Source organism: Arthrobacter sp. Dra40, from assembly GCF_059091905.1.
In genome coordinates, this window is the sequence record NZ_JBNHHB010000038.1 from 1 (window position 1) to 17,548 (window position 17,548).

The window sequence follows — 17,548 nt, forward strand, 5'->3', positions numbered from 1 at the left end:
CGAACTCCACCCGGTACCGGTAGTCCAGGTAGGTCATCTCGCCCCACGGGGTGGAGCGCATCTTGTCCCGCATGTCCGCCGGGGTGGAGATCTCCGGGGTGCGCTTCTGGAACTTCACCGCGTTCGCGCCGGCCTCGGCCGCGACGTCGATCAGCTGCTTGGCGATCTCGATGTCGCCGTTGTGGTTGATCCCGATCTCGCCGATCACGTAGACCGGCTGCCCGGCACCGACCAGCACGTCACCGATCGCGACAGGAGCCGGCGCACCGGCAGGAGAATTGGAAGGCATAGCGTGCGTGGTCAATGTAACTCTTTCTGTACCGCTGACTCGATGACCACCCCACGCTATGGTCAAACGGTAAAGCAAGAGGGCCAGCTAGGTTGCCGGCCGGTGTACAGGAAGCGACGAACTGAAAAAGCGCTTTCGGCAGAGGCGCATAAGTGCTATTGGGCCCGGTAAGGGAGGCGTCCCCGTACCGGGCCCCAGATGGATCGAGCGGCCCCCGAAACCGGGAGCCGCTCACAAGCAGTTGATCAGAAGGACCTACATATCAGTCGCGGGTGAGGCGACGGTGCGTCACGCGGTGCGGCTTGGCCGCATCCGGCCCGAGCCGCTCGACCTTGTTCTGCTCGTAGGAATCGAAGTTGCCCTCGAACCAGTACCAGTTCGCCGGTTCTTCTTCGGTGCCCTCGTAAGCAAGAATGTGGGTGGCCACCCGGTCCAAGAACCAGCGGTCGTGCGAGACCACCACTGCGCAGCCGGGGAATTCCAGCAGCGCGTTTTCCAGGCTGGACAGCGTTTCCACGTCCAGGTCGTTGGTCGGTTCGTCGAGCAGCAGCAGGTTGCCGCCCTGCTTCAGGGTCATTGCCAAGTTCAACCGGTTACGTTCACCGCCGGAGAGAACGCCGGCCTTCTTCTGCTGGTCCGGGCCCTTGAACCCGAAGGCGGAGACATAGGCGCGGGACGGCATTTCGACCTGACCCACTTGGATGTGGTCCAGTCCGTCGGAGACCACCTCCCACAGGGTCTTGTTCGGGTCGATGCCGCCGCGGGACTGGTCCACGTAGGAGATCTTCACTGAATCACCGATCTTCAGCTCACCGCCGTCCAGCGGTTCGAGGCCGACGATGGTCTTGAAAAGCGTGGTTTTGCCGACGCCGTTGGGTCCGATTACGCCGACAATGCCGTTGCGCGGCAGCGAGAAGGACAGCCCGTTAATCAGCTCGCGGTCGCCGAACCCCTTGCGAAGGTCGCTCGCCTCGATGACCAGCTGACCCAGCCGCGGTCCCGGCGGAATCTGGATTTCTTCGAAGTCCAACTTCCGCGTGCGCTCGGCCTCGGCGGCCATTTCCTCGTAGCGCGCCAGACGTGCCTTTGACTTGGTCTGCCGGCCCTTGGCGTTGGAGCGGACCCAGTCCAGTTCCTCGGACAGGCGCTTGGCCAGCTTTTGGTCTTTCTTGCCCTGGACTTCCAGTCGGGCGCGCTTCTTCTCCAAGTAGGTGGAGTAGTTGCCCTCGTACGGGTACAGGTGGCCGCGGTCCACTTCGGCGATCCATTCGGCCACGTGGTCCAGGAAGTACCGATCGTGGGTCACGGCCAGGACGGCACCTGCGTACGACTTCAGGTGCTGTTCCAGCCACAGCACGCTTTCGGCGTCCAAGTGGTTGGTGGGCTCATCGAGCAGCAGAAGGTCCGGCTTCTGCAGCAGCAGCTTGCACAGCGCCACCCGGCGTCGCTCACCGCCGGAGAGCACGGTCACGTCGGCGTCGCCCGGGGGGCAGCGCAGCGCATCCATGGCCTGTTCCAGCTGCGAGTCGATGTCCCAAGCGTCGGCGGTGTCGATCGCCTCCTGCAGCTTGCCCATCTCTTCCAGCAGGGCATCGTAGTCGGCATCCGGGCTGGCCATCTCTTCGGAGATCTCGTTGAAGCGCTGGATCTTCCCGTAAATCTCTCCAACGCCTTCCTGCACGTTGCCGAGGACCGTCTTTTCCTCGTTCAGAGGCGGCTCCTGAAGCAGGATGCCCACGGTGTAGCCGGGGCTCAGCCGGGCCTCGCCGTTCGACGGTGTGTCCAGCCCGGCCATGATCTTCAGGATTGTGGACTTGCCCGCACCATTGGGGCCGACCACGCCGATCTTGGCGCCGGGGAAGAACGACATGCTCACGTCGTCCAGAATGACTTTGTCGCCAACGGCCTTGCGAGCCTTGGTCATCGTGTAAATGAATTCCGCCATGCCCTCAAGGCTAGTCGCTGCGCCCCGCGATCACACATTCAGCACAAAGGCCATCCGATGGCGGCCGGGGCGCCCACCGCCCGCCACCGGACGCTCAGCTGGCGATCGGCAGGTCCGCGCCGCTTTCCCCGGCCTCGTCGGATGCTTCCTCACCCGGGGGCGACATGGCCGGTCGGCCGGTTCCAGCCGGTGCGCCGCCTCCTGTGTCCGGCCCGGCCTCAGCGAGTTCCGGATCCACCAGCGCCATCGACCGGTAATCCGTACCGGAGCGCAGGTGCTGCCCGTCCTGGCCCTCCGGCAGCACTGCACTCATTGGCGCCGCCGACCAGTTCTTGATGAATTCCGCGGTGCCCCGGCGCAAGTCGTGCCCGATCGAATCGGCGTCAATCTCCGGCGACGTGCCGCGGCGGCCGTCCTGCAGTTCCCACTGGCGCAGTTTCAGCTTGCCGGTAACCACCACCGGATCGCCCTTGGACAGGCTCCTCCACAAGTTTTCAGCCAGTCCGCGGAAGGCTTGCACCGTGTACCAGTTGGTTACGCCCTTGACCCACTCGCCGGTGTCCCGGTTCAGCCAATCCCCGGACGATGCCAGCCTGAACTCGGCCACTGCGTCACCCTTCTTGGTCCGCTTCCGCTGCACTTCCGTGCCAAGCACGCCGCGGACCGTGATGTAGTCACTCATCTCCTGCCTCCGATCTGTCTGTCGCCGGCGGGGACGCCGGCACCCATCACTCTTCTGGAGCAGCACGTGACACAGAAGTCTCCGGAGTGTGGCTGTGGACGGAAGGTGGCTCAGCGGCCATTGTGTAGGAGCGGCCCCACTTCGGCCCACCCCGAGAGCGGCTGGATTCTCCGGTCTGTATGGCCAGCAACCCCGCGTCCGGGTCGCCCAAGCTAATTTTTCTGGTCCACAAAATGAACTCTCTGGGGTTTTCCGCTTTGCACGGCAATCAGGCCGATGATGTGAGCCGCTTTGAGGCTACGGTGAATCGATATCGCGCCTAGATCCACCCCTCTTCCTGGTCGCGTCCTTCCCATAGCGAGACTCCGGAGAACGACACCTATGGCTCACGGTCAAACACAGGTCAATGACAGCCGCTTCCCCTTCCCGCGCAAGCTCGTGACGGGCTGCACAGCGTTACTGCTGCTCTTCCCACTGGGTGCGTCCCCGGCGTGGGCCGCAGAAACGGATGCAGCGGGAGCCTTCGAAACTTCGAATCCGGCCCACGGCACCCCACCAGAAGCTGCCCCGGTGAATGTCCCCGCCACACCGGCCACTCCATCGGAACCCGCTACCGGCGCGCCGAGGGAACCTGCGCTCCGGGACGCAGCCTCGGCACCAGCGCCTCATACAGAAACGCAACCGCATGCCGGAGACGGCCACAACGATCCGTCTCCTTCAACCGAGGAGGACAATGCCGGTAGCCGTGAAGACGGCGGGGAGATCCCTTTCGACGACATGACTCCGGAGCAACTGCAGCAACTCATGAAGTCCCTGTACGGAGAACGCGGCGCCGCCATGGGCAAGGGCCAGGAGCTAGCCGAAGAGAACGCCGCAAAACTGGACGAACCCGAAGAGCAACAAAAGCTAGACGAAACGCTCGAGACTCTCGACGTTGAACGCACAGCGTCCGTTCAAGCCCCAGCCGCAACGACCTCGGCCACAGAGGACAAATGGCGTCCCGCCGGAATTCAAGGCATTGACGTCAGCAATTGGCAGGGCGCAGACGTCAACTGGCAGGATCAATATGACAAAGGCGTTCGCTTTGCCTACGCCAAAAGCACGGAGGGGACCTATTTTGAGGACACCACCTTCGCCAATAATTATACCCGCGGGTATCGGGCCGGCATCATCCGCGGCGCCTACCATTTCGCCATTCCGAGGGTCTCAACGGGCAAGGCGCAAGCGGAATTCATGCTCAAGAACGGCGGAGGCTGGTCCGCCGACGGGCGCACGTTGCCGCCTCTCTTGGACATCGAGCACAACCCGTACTCGAAACTGTACGGAAACATGTGTTACAACATGTCCGCAACCTCGCTGGTGAACTGGATCAAGGATTTCTCGAACACCATCAAAGCCAGGACCGGACGGCTGCCGGCTATTTACACGACTGCAAGTTGGTGGAACAAGTGCACGGGCAATAGCACGGCATTCAAGAATCACCCGCTCCACGTGGCCGGCTACCCCATCGCCGGCTGGCCTGCCACGGACGCGCCGATGATCCCCAACGGTTGGAAGACCTGGGACATCTGGCAGTACAGCTCTACCGGTCCCTTCATTGGCGACTCCAACGTCTGGCGTGGCAGCCTTGCCCAGTTGAAGTCTTTCGCGAAGAATGCAAGCTTCAAGTCAGGTGCCCGGATCACTAAATCGACTACAACGCCGGGGACTTCGCGCCTCGCTGGCTCTGACCGCTACGCAACAGCTGTCGCCATTTCGCAGCGCTCTTTCAGTCCCGGCGTGGACAGTGTCTTTATAGCCTCCGGCGCTGGTTACGCTGATGCGCTGGCGGGTGGACCCGCGGCGGCTCGCGAAGCCAGTCCCGTATTGTTTGTCGCCAAAAACAGCGTCCCGTCAACCGTCCAGAACGAGCTCAAGCGTTTGAAGCCTCGAACCATCTACATCCTTGGCGGGACTGGCGCCGTCAGATCCGGCGTTCATCGGTCCCTCCAACGGATTGCCAGCGTCAAGCGAATTGGCGGCGCCGATCGGTACGAGACGGCTTCGGCCCTGGTGGATCAGGTTTGGGGCACCTCCCGCACCGTTTATGTCGCCTCCGGGGCCGATTACCCGGATGCCTTGGCTGGCGGCGCCGCTGCCGCTGGTCAAGGAGCACCCGTTCTGATGACCAGGCCGAACGTGCTGCCCAAACCGACGGCGGCAGCGATGAAACGCTTGAAGCCTTCCCGGGTCGTGGTCCTCGGTGGCACCGGTGCTGTTTCCAAAAAGGTGGCCGGACAGATCGCATCAACCCTGAAGTCTGTCGGCGTCAGCGCCTCCCAGGTCCGCTATGCAGGTTCCGACCGTTACGACACAGCTGCGAAGGTCGCCCGCGGCGAGTTCCCCGCTACTCAGTGGCGAATCATGTACGCGTCGGGCTTGGACTATCCTGACGCATTGGCCAGCGCTCCGGCTGCCGCAATCAACGGGGCACCGCTCCTCCTGACCCGGGCTACATGCTCGCCTGGCCCGGTCGCTCACGCGTCAGCCGCATTCGCGAGCGCTCTGGCGTCCTACGGTGCTTCACCTGTGCGCATTATCGCGGGCGGATCCGGTGTAGTGACAACCGCGGCACCGACGAGCCGCTGCTGACCGCGCTCAACACAGGAGCCTGGATTCGTCCTGAAGGAGCGAGCACGCGCGCGACCAATCTGTTGAGAGGCCGATCCTGCGTAATCACGACGGCTTGGTAGAGTAAATGGTGGATTTGACCCGAGCCGGTCGACAGTAAGCGGCCCGGGCTGAAGCCGCCAGCCTCGGTAGCTCAGCGGATAGAGCAGGAGCCTTCTAATCTCTTGGTCGCAGGTTCGATTCCTGTCCGGGGCACAATAAGAACTGGCCGCCCTTGCGGCGGCGCCTACTGGCATTTTGGTGACATCAACCCGGCTGGCTGGTCGCACGGCTGGTTCCGCGCCTGAGGCAAAGCGCGCAGTCCGCTATAGCGGCGCCGGCGGAGGTCACAATGAAGTAGCCGATCCCGCGGAGCGAAGATGACGACGGCAACCAGTCACCGAGACGGGCAGGCCGCCGTCGTTCCCGAGCCCGGCACCCCGGAACGACTTCCCGGGCCGCTGTGGTGAGAAGCGTCTCAATTGAACATGGCCGTACCGGGAACCGACCGCGCACAGGTATCGTTACCTATCCGTAATATTCTCTCTGATCGAATTAGGTATGAAATATGGCTGACGATTCCGCTGCCAACGACACGCGAAAGCCGTTTCTAGGACTAAGTGGCACCCAAACTATTGGCTCGGCGATGGCCGCGGTGACCTCCGCAGTAGTGGGGTCCTTTCTCGGCGTCGCCGGAACGCTGATCGGCGCCGCACTTGGTTCCGTCGTCGCTACCGTGGGCGCCGCGCTCTATGCCCGAACGCTGAGCTCGGCCGCCACTGTGGCGATGAAGAAAATCCCCAAGGCTCGAGTGGGCGCCCTCCGGGAGGTAGAAAGGGCGGCAGCCAGCGCCCCGTCAGAGGCGATCGAACAGCCGACTAAACCTGCCAGAAAGCCCATCGCCCCGATGACGTGGGTCAAGGTCGGACTGGCCAGCGCCGCAGCCTTCGCCATCGCGATGGTCGGCATTACCGCAGTCGAATTCGGCACCAGCCAGCCAATCTCCAGCTTGGTCTCGTCGACTACGGGCATTGACCGTGCCTCGAGCGCCCACAAGACGACGCTTGGCTTCTTGGGCGGCAACCAGGAGGCCTCGGATCAAAAGGACAAGCCGGCCAAGCAGGACGAGGACCCCGCGAAGACTGAAGATGGCGCAGCCGACGACGCTGTGCCCACGGATGATCCCGCAGTCGGCGGGAACAGCTCAACCGAAACTGAAGCGCCGGGAAATGGCGAGTCGGACGGCACGGAACAGGGCCCTTCCCCTGCCCCTGCCCCGGAAACGGGCCAGACCGCCGAGCCTGCTCCCGAAACGAGCCAGGCCCCGGCACCGGAAGAGATCCCGGAGCCCGGTCCAGCCGAGCAAGGCGCCCCGTCTGATGGCGGCGGCGACGCCGGAACCGGCCAGTAGCAAGTCCCTTCCGCGGCTGGGCGCCGGCCGCCCTGCCGCGGAAGTCGATGGCTGCATCCTGTCACCGCGGGAAGGCCGGGCACCGATAAACAGTCAGAAAACCGTTCGTTGACAGCGTCTGGGCGCAGGTCCATACTGGCTGCTGTCTGCACGGCCTTCCGCGGAAACAGACCGCGGTTTCAGTCCGCAGCCAGGGGGAAAAGCGGGTGGCGCCATGCTCGCAAGCGCGTTGGTCATGCCGTCCAAACCGGCGGCTTTCCTGTCCGCGATGCTCCTTGTCGCCGGCGTCCTGTTCCCTTCGTTTCTGTCCGCAGACGTCCTAAGCTGGGGCCCGCTCCCGCCCGGGCACAGCAATGCGGCGGGAGACAGCACGGGCGGGCCGGGAACCGCCGTCGGGATCGACGTGCGGGTCATGACCTTCAACATCCGGCACGGCACGGATGAGGATAACGACCTTGACCTGGAGAGCGTTGCCGACGATATTGAATCCGCCGAGGCACAGATCGTCGGGCTACAGGAGGTAGACCGGCACCGCTCCGCCCGGAGCGATTTCGTCGACCAGGCCAAATGGCTGGCGAAACGCCTTCACATGCATTTTGCCTTTGGACTTAACCGCGTGACACCGCCGAAGAAGGGGCACAAGAAGCCCGGCCTGCACGGGGTCGTCGTGCTGAGCAAGTTTCCCATCCTATCCGCGCGCAACCACATGCTGACCAACATCAAGTACAAACACCGCCCCACCAAGCAGCGCAGCATGCTGGAGGTGGTGGTTGACGTTGAAGGCACCAAGGTCAGCTTCTACAACACGCATCTGGACAACCAGCGCAAGGAACAGCGCCTGGCCTCGATGAAGGAAATTCTGGCGATAACGCGGCAGTCCCGCAGTCCATCGATCCTTGTCGGCGACTTGAACTCCCAGCCTTTCTCCGGCGTGGTGGCCCTTGCCAAGACACAATTTCACGATGTGATGGCTGACCTGGGAGAAGGCGATGAGCCCACCTTCCCCTACGATGACCCGGACCGGAGGATCGACTACATTCTGACCCGGGGACCGATCTCCGCGCGCTGGGCCCAGGTGATTGACACGGGGTCCTCGGACCATATGCCCGTGCTGGCGGGCCTCACTATCGCCAAGTCCGCCAAGCAATCTATGTCGACTCCGAGTGGAGTGGAGGGCGGGCCGGGGATTGTGCCGCATCCGTCGGCCGCGCCGAGGACCGGCGCCAGGCGAATGTGGTTCTGACCAGGAGCCCCGGCCAGCCGGCGACGGTGCCCCGGGCGGGTCAGGGGCGCATCGACGACGACGCCGGGCGATCGCCGTCGTCGTGGCTCGGCGGGCTGGCATCATTCGGATCAGCACGTTGCCGCGGCTGAACCGGCGGCAGCATTTGGTCCACCACGCGCCGGGCGGCACCGCCGTCGTCCTTTGGCGCGAAGCGTGCTGCAAACTCCTCCAGCCGGAGCTCGCGCTTGGGATCCGGGGCAGCCGCCTCAGCCAGCGCATCGAACAGTTCGTCTTGGGTCTTGACCACCGGCCCGGGCAGGTCCGGACCATAGTCGAGGTAGAAGCCGCGCAGGGTGTCCCGGTAATGCTCCAGGTCGTAGGCGTAGAAGACGATCGGCCGGCGGAGAATGGCATAGTCGAACAGGACAGATGAATAGTCGGTCACCAGCACGTCGCTGGCCAGAAACAGTTCCTGGATTTCCGGATAGCCGGAAACGTCTCGGACGCAGCCCGCGACGCTCTCCGGAATGGTGAGCCGGTTGGCGATCAGCACATGCATCCGCAGCAGGAGCACGGTGTTTGTCCCAAAGCGCCGTTGGAAGGCATTTAGGTCCAGCGGCAGTTCAAAGCCGAACCGCCCTGTGCCGGTGGACTGGTCGTCCCGGAAGGTCGGCGCGTACAGCACCACCCGACGTCCGTGCGGAATGCCAAGCCGCTCCCTGATGACGTTGCCCGCGTCACTCCGGCGGCCCAGCGCGAGCACGTCGTTGCGCGGATAGCCTTCCTCCAGCACGGGCCCCCGATAGCCGAAGGCGCTGCGGAAGGCGCGCGTGGCATACGAACTGGGCGAAAGCAGCACGCTCCATTGCCGGACGGCTTGGTTGACCCGGGCCATATAGTCCTCATCACGGCCATGGACCTGTTCCAGGTCCAGCAGCATGCGCTTGAGGGGTGTGCCATGCCAGGTTTGGATGAACACGCCATTTCGGCGGCGTCGCAGGTAGTGCGGGAAGTTCTGGTTGTTTACCCAGTACTTTGCCCTGGCAAGATACCAAAAATAGCCCGGCGAGAGCCGCCGCACCACCTTGGTCCGTGGATCGCTGCTGGGCAGTTTCCGGTGGTAGATCCAGACTTTGCGGCGCTGGTCCCCGCGTCGCACCAGTTCCTCGTAGAGGTAGCGGGGGCTGTCCGCGTACTGGGTGCCCAGCCCGCTTTCGAACACGACGAGGTCCTCGGCGATCGGTGTGCGGGACACTGCGCGGAAGAATCGGCGCATCGCTGGGAAGTAGAACCGGCTGCTACGCAGCCGATGGCCCGCGGTTTGCACAATTTCCGGTACTCCGCCGTCGCGCAGTCCGCGCGGGGCAGGCCGAGCGCCGAGCACCGCATCGAAAATGCGGCGGCAGTTCTGCTGGTCCTTGAACGTGAGGAACCGGCGGGCCCGCCGCTGGTATTCCGAGGTGACTGTGCAGCCGGCCCCGAGAGCCTCCTCCAGCAGGTCCAGCAGGCTGTCACGGTCGAACGCGATCCTGCCCGGCAGTTCCGCGTCCAGGTCCAGGTGCGACCCCCGCGGACCCAGGAAGCGTTCCCTGTCGAACTGGTAGTAGAGCACCGGTTTATCCAAGAAGCTGAAATCGAATCCCACGCTGGAGTAGTCCGTGACCAGCAGCGCGCTCTGCTTAAGCAGGTGCTGAACGCTGACTTCTCCCTGCGAAATGACGCGGGCCGGGACGCCGTCGAAGTAGGAGCGGTACTGCTGCATGTTGGGGTGCAGACAAAAGACCAGTTCTGCTCCGTACTTTTCGGCCAAAGCGGACATCCGGGGGTCCCGCAGGAAACCAGACCAGGCGCGCAGATAGTCGGACTCGGCGAAGTGGCCAGGATCCTGCAGCCAGTCGCGCCAGGTAGGGATGATCAGGATCTGGTTCGGTTTGACCGGCACGTCTCCGGCAAAGAGAGTGTCGAAACGGGACAGGCCCGTTACCGCAACCTGCTCCGGCCGGTAGCCGAAGTCGCTGACAATGTACTCCTTCTCCCGCTCCGAGCTGACCAAAAAGAGGTCCGTTTCGAAGCCCGGGGAATTGCGCCCGTAGTTAGGCACCATCCATTTGGTCCCCATGACTCCGTGTTGCAGGAAGACCTTCACGCTCCCCACCGAACGGTGGAACTGCGGCAGCCTCGTCGGGTAGAGGAAGTCGGGGTGATGCGAGCCAATGAACCGTTCGGCTTTCAGGGCCACTTCCACGTGCTCTTTGGACTGATACGCGACGACGTAATCCAAACCCTGAAGGTTCCGGACCTCCGGGGAATCCGGATCGATGACGTAGTAAGCGTCGATCTCCGGATGGCTGGCGCGCAGGTACTGGAAGAAGGCCAAACCCGTGTCCTGGGCTTTGTAGGGCTGCTCCCCTACCAGCCATACCGGGCGACCTGCCACCTTACCAACATTCCGCACCCGGGGCAACCGGGCGCGGGCGTGCTCCTGCAGGCTCTCGAAGGCGTCAGTATCCAGCAGCTCAATATGGAATGACGTCTTCTTCGCTTTGAACGTGTAATACGGGATGATGCACAGGGTGCGCTCGCCGCGGTTCTTCCAGCCGGGCCGGGTCAGCGTCCGGACGATATATCGGGTGCGGCCTACCCGCACGCGGTGCGGCTGGTCCGACGCACGGTCATGGACCTCCAGCCAGGCGTCCAGAATGCCGTCTTTGGTCAGTGCATCATCCGATAGGGCGCCCAGGTCAAGCCGAACCGAGAGCCGGTATTCGTGAAGGCCGAAATTGCGCTGGGTCACGGTGCTATCCAGAGCCAGACGTGCGGGGGCGGTGTACCGGGTTCCGCTGCGGCGGCCGATGAGGACGAGATCGGCCCGCACTGCCTCGCCGTGGCGCGTGCGCAGCCGCCCGGAGAGCCGGACGACGCCTCCGGCCACCGAGAGGCGTTTCACGTAAATGACGTTGTAGGGCTTCAGCTGGCGGTCGACCGCGAGGCGGAGAAAGCCGTTGCGGTTCACATACAGCGCCAGGACGTTCCCAGTGTCCGCCGTGACCGGCCGCAGTGGGCCGATATTAGTGCGTCGGAACCTGCCCACGGAGACGAAGCCACGGGCATGCCCGTCTTCCGCCTCAACCCTTGATGCATAGCGCGGCAACCGGTCTGCCACGGCCCTGACTTCCAGCAGCACCGGCAGGACACCACCCTCGCCGTCATGGGCCGGCTGCGCAGCGACGCCCGGGAACTCCTCCAGCGCGATCACTGCCGAGTACTCTGGCCCCGCGTGGCCGGCGACGTGGCCGGGACCAATGCGCGGCGCCACAGGCGGAGCAACGGCCGGAGCCACTGGGTTCAGTTCGGCCAGACGGACGAACTCCTCCCCGGATCTGGTCCACAGCGCGATCGGTGTCAGCTCCGCCGACAGTCTCAGGCGCACCGTCAACTGCGTGCCCTGCTGGCTGACAGTCAGCCGGTGCAACTCCAGCCGGGCGCCGGCCGCGCTCCGGTCCAGAACGTGCTCAGCGCGCCGCCGGGCCGTGCGCAGCAGGCTCCGGAGGGAAGCCGACGCGGTCACTCTTGCACCTCGAACGAGCATGGCACCGGGAAGTACTCGGTGAGGAACTCCTGCACCATCCGGTCTAGCGCGCCCGCGTCCAACCCGGTGCTGTCCACCTCATTAAGGCAGAAGACGTCCGAACTGCGGTCCCGTAGCAGCCGCAGTAACTTGCCTTGGGCGGAGGGCTGGGAGATGTCGCAGTACCGGTAGCTCAACCGTCCAGGCACTGTGGTGCCGATCAGGTAACCGTAATAGTGGGCAACCGCGGACGCCACCGAGACGTCCTCGGGCGTGCGGAACTTCGCCGACGTGGTCGCTCGGATCTGGTCCGGAAAATGCTGTTCGATCCGGGCCAGCGTGCTGACCCGCTCCGGGTGGGCCACGTGCTGGAATTTGTAGGCGACAGTCTTGCCGAAGGCCGCCTCGAGCAGCTCACGGTTCCGGCGGGCCGCACTGTCCACGGGAAGGTCCTCGGGGCTGCCTGGCCCAAAGCCCACTGCCTTGTTGGATAGGAACATCTTGGTCAGCCCGTTACCGAGGAAGAATAGTTCAGGATCCACATGCCGGCCGAAGAAGACGTCGTCGTTCAGGTAGAGAAAGTGCTCGCTTAGGCCTGGAATGCGGTGCAGCTGTGCCTCGATGGCATGCGAGTTAAAGGTGGGCAGCGCGCCGGGGTCCGCAAAGATTTCGCGGTGGTGCACCAGCGTGATCCGAGGGTTGGCGAAGTCCAACCAACTCGGGGCCTGCCCGGCGGTGACCAGGTAGACGTGGTTGATCCAGGGGGCGAAGTAGTCCAGCGAGCGCAACGAGAAGCGCAGTTCGTCATGCTGCCGGAAGCGGGCCTCGTTCGCCGAATACGCGCTGTACCGGCTTCCGCGGTCGCCACCGTGGTCGACCGCTTGCCGCCAGGCCTCGGCTTTCTCGGCGGCCCACGCTGGATCGGCGCCGTCCACCCAGGTGTAGACGGCGTCAATTGGAAAGGTGACGTCCGAATACAACGGCAGAGTCCGGCGCGGACCGGCGGCCACGCTCAGCACACAGCCATGCCGCTGGTCGGCCAGCACTACTCCGCCTGCCTCCAATGCCTCGAAAAAGGTCAGCTTCTCGCCCGGGTTCGGCTTGGCATCCGCGACAGGATACGGACCCTCCCCCGTGCCGGAGAGCACATAGACGGGCCGCCCCTTCGCGGCATGTGCCACAGCCGCCACGGCCTGCTGCAGTTGCTCGGGCGCGATGTCCAAGGTGGGACCTTCGCCGGGCAGCGTCACGTCTCGGTAGGCGACGCCGGCGGTCTCGAGGGCTCCAACTAACAGAGCCCGGTTGTCCGCAATGGCCCGGACTGCGCTGAACCGTGCCACCGAACGCGCTGGCAGCAGTCCCCCCGCCACAGACACGGCGGCTTCGCCCTCGGTCAATTCGGTGTGCTGGACCCGCAGCCGGGTGTGGTCCACGGCCCGCTTGAGGCCGCGCTGCATCCCCGTCCTGCCGTAGACAAGGTTGAACAGGGTCCGCGCCATGGGCCTGGGAAGGGTGCGTGCGAACCATCCCCGCACTGCAGCGATCATACGTTTCCCTCCCCCAGCGGACCGGTAGTCCCCCTCAGCAGGAATACTAGGCTGGTAACAGTCCCACGGAAAGCAGGAAAGCCCTTGACCATCGCCGCCACCGCCCGACGTACGCTGGAGCTAGCACGCGACCGAGCCGCAGGAACGCTGCTGGAGCGACGGGTCCGGATCAAGCTCGCCGCCGCCAATACCGGCGCCCCGGATCGGTTCGACTGCGTGGTCTACTTTGCCGATGATCCCGGCAGCGCCTACCAGCTCCGGCAATGGCTGGCGCCGCTGGCGGAGCTGGCCAAGAGGCATCCGACTGCCGTGCTGGTGCACCGGGCGACAACGGCCGCTGCGCTGCTGCGGGATTCTCCGCTGCCGGTGTTCCTAACCACCGGCATTGGTCAGGTGGAGGACTTCGTGGACTCCCACCACGTCAGGTTGGTGTTCTACGTGAACAACAACCGGGACAATTTCACCGTCCTGCGCCTCGCCGGACCGCGCCACGTGCACCTGAGCCACGGCGAGAGCGACAAGATTTCGATGGCGTCAAACCAACTCAAGGCCTACGACTATGCCTTCATCGCGGGTGCCGCGTCCCGCGAGCGCATCCTCGGCCGCCTCCACCTGATGGACCCAGCCAAGCTGGTGGAGATCGGCCGGCCCCAGCTGGACGCTCCGGTGCGGGACATCAAAGCGTACGACGGCGGACGGACCACTGTGCTGTATGCCCCCACCTGGGAAGGGGACCGGCCGGCGATGTCCTACGGTTCGGCGAACAGCCACGGCACCGCCCTCGTCGAGGCACTGCTGGCCGATCCGCGCTACCGGCTGATCTTCCGGCCGCACCCGCGTACCGGGGTACGCGTCCCCGCCCATCGGACCGCGGTACGCCACATCACCAGCCTCATCACGAACGCTCAGCAGCAGGATCCCCGGGCCGGGCATTATCTGGACACGCGCCCCGACGTCGCGGCTGCAATGGCCGAGGCCGACGCATGCATCTGCGACATCTCGGCGGTGGCGATGGACTGGCTGCCACACGCCAAGCCGTTGCTGGTCACGCGCCCGGTGGATCCAGAGGCCGAGATCCAGGACAGCGGCATCACCGCCGTCGTGCCGCTGCTGGACGCCACGGATGCGGTAGACGTCCCCAGCATCCTCGCAGGCATGCTGTCCCGGCCCGTCCCTCAAGAGCAGATGGCCCTGGTGGAACACCATTTCGGCAATACGGCACCGGGGGCTGGCACCCAACGCTTTATGAATGCAGTAGAGCAGGTGCTGCAAGCGGGCTGAAGCCCTCCCTGTCGCAATCGAAGCAATACCTCCGGGAGAAGTAGCTGGTTGCCCATGTGTAAGTCTTCGAACGGGCGTGGTCCTTGCCCGGAAGGGGCTCCGGGGGCCAAGCCTTCCCTGCCCGTTATCGGCGGCGTGAGACAAGGTGTTGTCCTCTTACAGGCCGAAGAGTAGCGTTCGGGCACTATCGCATCTTGGGGTTGCGCGCTGGGAAGACGGTTGCCACCGGCTCCCAGGACTCCGGTGGCAAGGCGAACGTCAGTATCTCCAACCCCTTGGAGGTCGGGCACGTGTACCGTGCGGTGACCGGCGCCGGCAGCACCGATACGGTCTTCAGCGCTGTCAGTTACGCGTCCAAGACGTTACCAAGAAGTCCGGAGTCCCCGTGGTGTACCTCATCACGAACGATCAACACCCGCAGCCGCTACTTCAAAGGCCGGTTTGCCACAGCCGATGGGAAGCTGTATTTCGGACCGCTGTGGGACTTTGATATCTCAGCCTGGAAACGCCAATGACGATCCCGGTTTCCGGAAGGCCGTCAGCAAGCGCTGGACCAAGTTCACGCCTCGTTAGAAGAATAGCGATTCCTACCTGGCCAGCCAAAGCAAGCTGAGCCGACTGCCGCTCCCTTCTTCCCAAGGGGAGCGGCGGGTAGACTGACCGGCACACCTTGGCCGTGACCTTCGTCAGGAGCCACCACGAACGCTCAGCCAACAGCACCGGCCGGAACCAGCCATGATTCCGGCAGCACGCCCCGCAGGGCCGGCTTCCGGCAGGATATCCAAGGCCTGCGGGCGCTCGCCGTGTCCATGGTCGTGGTCTACCATCTCTGGCCCGGGACGCTAACCGGCGGCTTCGTAGGCGTGGACGTCTTCTTCGTCATCTCCGGTTACCTGATGACGGCACATCTGCTCGGCAAGCAGCCGCGGACCGGCCGGGACCTGCTCCAGTTCTGGGGCCGGCGCATCCGCCGACTACTGCCGGCAGCCTTCGTTGTGCTCGCCGCGACGGCGGTGGGCTCGCGGCTGCTGGCCCCACCTACACAGTGGGAGGACACTGCCCGGCAGATCATCGGTTCGGCGCTGTACGTGCAGAACTGGCTGCTGGCCAACAGTTCGGTGGACTATCTGGCAGCCGATAACGCCCCCACGCCTGTCCAGCACTTTTGGTCTCTGTCCGTGGAGGAGCAGTTCTACCTTGGCTGGCCGGTGCTGATGCTGCTGGTCTTCGCGGCTGCCCGTCAACGGCACCTCCGTCCGGCCGTGGCGGTTCGGTGGATGGTGGCAGCGGTGATCGTGGTTTCGCTGGCCTTCTCCGTGCTGGGCACCGCGGCCGAGCCGGCGAGCGCCTACTTCATCACCCCCACGCGGATCTGGGAACTGGCCGCAGGAGGCTTCGCCGCCACCCTCCCGCCGCTCGCCGCCACTCGCCTCTCACAGCAGACGACGGCGGCGCTTGGCTGGGCAGGCATGGCGGCTATCGTGGTGGCCGGGGCCACCTTTTCCACCCAGACCCCCTTCCCCGGCTATACCGCGCTGTTGCCGGTGCTGGGCACGGTAATGGTGGTGCTGGCAGGATCAACCCAGTCATACTCCCCCGCCGGGATCCTGCGGCCGCGCCCGGTCCAGTGGCTCGGAGATGCGTCTTACTCGATCTACTTGTGGCATTGGCCCCTGATCGTGCTGCTGCCTCTGCACTTGGGCGGCGCCGGCCTGCCGGCCCAGCTAACCGTCCTGGCGCTGACGTTGGCCCTCTCGGCTGTGACGAAAACTTATGTTGAAGACAGGTTCCGGCGGTCACTGCCCTCGGCTCGGCTGCTGCCCAGTTACCGCTTTGCCGCCGTCGGTATGGCAGCATTGGCGGTCTTTGGCGGTGTCCAGCTGGCGGAAGTTGGCGTGCGCCATCAGGTGGCGGCCAGCCAGTTGGCCGCGGTGACGCAGAGCGGGGAACCGTGCATCGGTGCGGCGGCCGCAGCAATGGGCTTCGACCGCTGCCCGCAGGATCCGCAGGCGACGCTTGTGCCGGACCCGTCCCTGGCCAAGGACGACCTGCCGGATGCCTACCGGGACGGCTGTTGGGCGACCAATGATTTCGCGGACCGGCCGGTGTGCCGTTATGGCAAGGGGCCGGTGCGGATCGCACTGGTGGGCAATTCCCATGCCGGACAGTGGCTGCCCGCGCTGCAGGCGCTGGCCGGGCAACAAGGCTGGACCATCACCACCTTCCTGGCCTCCCGCTGTAACGCGACCGACGCCCCGCTTGAGCTAGGCAGTGAAACCAAGACACAGAACTGCCTGGCCTACGGGGACTGGGTGATGGAGCAGACCAAGGGCAGCCAGTTCGACTTGGTCATCACCTCAGAACGCCAGTCTGTCCCGGTGCGGGGCGAGAGCTGGGGCACCACTCAGGCGCCTGCCCTCGCCGGTTATGAATCGTACATAAAGCAGTGGGCCGCGGCCGACACCCGCGTGCTGGCGATCAAAGACCCGCCTTATCCGGGAATTAAGATCAGCAACATCCCCGACTGCTTGGCCTCGAACCCCGGCAACCCCAGCGCCTGCTCCGGCACGCCGTCCAGCTGGCACTGGATGGACCCGTTGGACGGTGCGGTCCGCAACCTGTCCCTGCCAGGCATCAGCCGGGTGGACCTGGACAAGTACTTCTGCGTTGACGGTGTCTGCCCGGCGGCCATCGGGTCCGTGGTTGCCTATCGAGATGGCTCCCACATCACGGCAACCTACGCCTCCTCACTGGTCCCGTATTTGGAGCAGCCGATCAGCAAAGCCCTGGCGGCTCCCCGCCCGGGGGCAAAATAGCTGCACCGGAGCGGCGCGAACGGGCCGCGTGGGCTCATCCCCCCGGCAGCACCGGTCCCGCACGGAGCGTCCGGCAGGCCCGGATCGCCCAGGCCCGCTAGGCGGCCACCGAGTTGGCGCAGGTACCTGCCCAAC

At 64.7% G+C, this 17,548-nt stretch carries 10 protein-coding genes and 1 tRNA gene; 6 read left to right on the top strand and 5 right to left on the bottom strand.

The features are described 5' to 3' along the window. The 3 genes from AC5RWT_RS16540 to AC5RWT_RS16550 form a co-directional block, all read right to left on the bottom strand. Positions 1-289: N-acetylneuraminate synthase family protein (locus AC5RWT_RS16540; RefSeq protein ID WP_494081116.1), on the bottom strand; the 289-nt coding region annotated here is incomplete at its 3' end. 262 nt (positions 290-551) lie between these two features. Beyond that, a complete protein-coding gene (gene ettA / locus AC5RWT_RS16545; protein ID WP_494081092.1) occupies positions 552-2,234 on the bottom strand; it encodes an energy-dependent translational throttle protein EttA in 1,683 nt (560 codons plus the stop codon). 94 nt (positions 2,235-2,328) lie between these two features. Continuing rightward, positions 2,329-2,916 carry a single-stranded DNA-binding protein gene (locus AC5RWT_RS16550; protein WP_494081093.1) on the bottom strand — a complete coding sequence of 196 codons (588 nt, stop codon included), beginning with the start codon at positions 2,914-2,916 and terminating at the stop codon, positions 2,329-2,331. Positions 2,917-3,693: 777 nt separating this feature from the next. Here AC5RWT_RS16550 and AC5RWT_RS16555 point away from each other — a divergent pair. From AC5RWT_RS16555 to AC5RWT_RS16570, 4 genes are all read left to right on the top strand, one after another. Further along, a complete protein-coding gene (locus AC5RWT_RS16555; RefSeq protein WP_494081094.1) occupies positions 3,694-5,547 on the top strand; it encodes a cell wall-binding repeat-containing protein in 1,854 nt (617 codons plus the stop codon). A 161-nt stretch (positions 5,548-5,708) separates the two neighbouring features. Next, a tRNA-Arg gene (locus AC5RWT_RS16560) sits at positions 5,709-5,781 on the top strand. A gap of 352 nt (positions 5,782-6,133) precedes the next feature. Continuing rightward, positions 6,134-6,976: a hypothetical protein gene (locus tag AC5RWT_RS16565; protein WP_494081095.1), complete on the top strand. Its 843-nt coding sequence runs from the start codon at positions 6,134-6,136 to the stop codon at positions 6,974-6,976. 214 nt (positions 6,977-7,190) lie between these two features. Continuing rightward, entirely contained in the window at positions 7,191-8,219 is a 1,029-nt protein-coding gene (locus AC5RWT_RS16570) for an endonuclease/exonuclease/phosphatase family protein (RefSeq protein ID WP_494081096.1), read from the top strand. A 40-nt stretch (positions 8,220-8,259) separates the two neighbouring features. On the opposite strand, the gene AC5RWT_RS16575 is transcribed toward AC5RWT_RS16570, so the two are convergent. Then, on the bottom strand, positions 8,260-11,769 hold the full coding sequence (locus AC5RWT_RS16575; protein ID WP_494081097.1) for a CDP-glycerol glycerophosphotransferase family protein: 3,510 nt from the start codon (positions 11,767-11,769) through the stop codon (positions 8,260-8,262). Continuing rightward, the gene (locus AC5RWT_RS16580) at positions 11,766-13,268 is read right to left on the bottom strand and encodes a stealth family protein (RefSeq protein WP_494081098.1); all 1,503 of its coding nucleotides are present in this window, start codon (positions 13,266-13,268) and stop codon (positions 11,766-11,768) included. The genes AC5RWT_RS16575 and AC5RWT_RS16580 overlap by 4 nt, the downstream gene beginning before the upstream one ends. Before the next feature lie 132 nt (positions 13,269-13,400). On the opposite strand from AC5RWT_RS16580, the gene AC5RWT_RS16585 reads away from it, so the two are divergent. Together AC5RWT_RS16585 and AC5RWT_RS16590 are read left to right on the top strand one after the other, a co-directional pair. Next, entirely contained in the window at positions 13,401-14,597 is a 1,197-nt protein-coding gene (locus AC5RWT_RS16585; protein ID WP_494081099.1) for a CDP-glycerol glycerophosphotransferase family protein, read from the top strand. Between the two features lie 788 nt (positions 14,598-15,385). Next, the gene (locus AC5RWT_RS16590) at positions 15,386-17,413 is read left to right on the top strand and encodes an acyltransferase family protein (RefSeq protein WP_494081117.1); all 2,028 of its coding nucleotides are present in this window, start codon (positions 15,386-15,388) and stop codon (positions 17,411-17,413) included. Positions 17,414-17,548 lie beyond the last annotated feature (135 nt).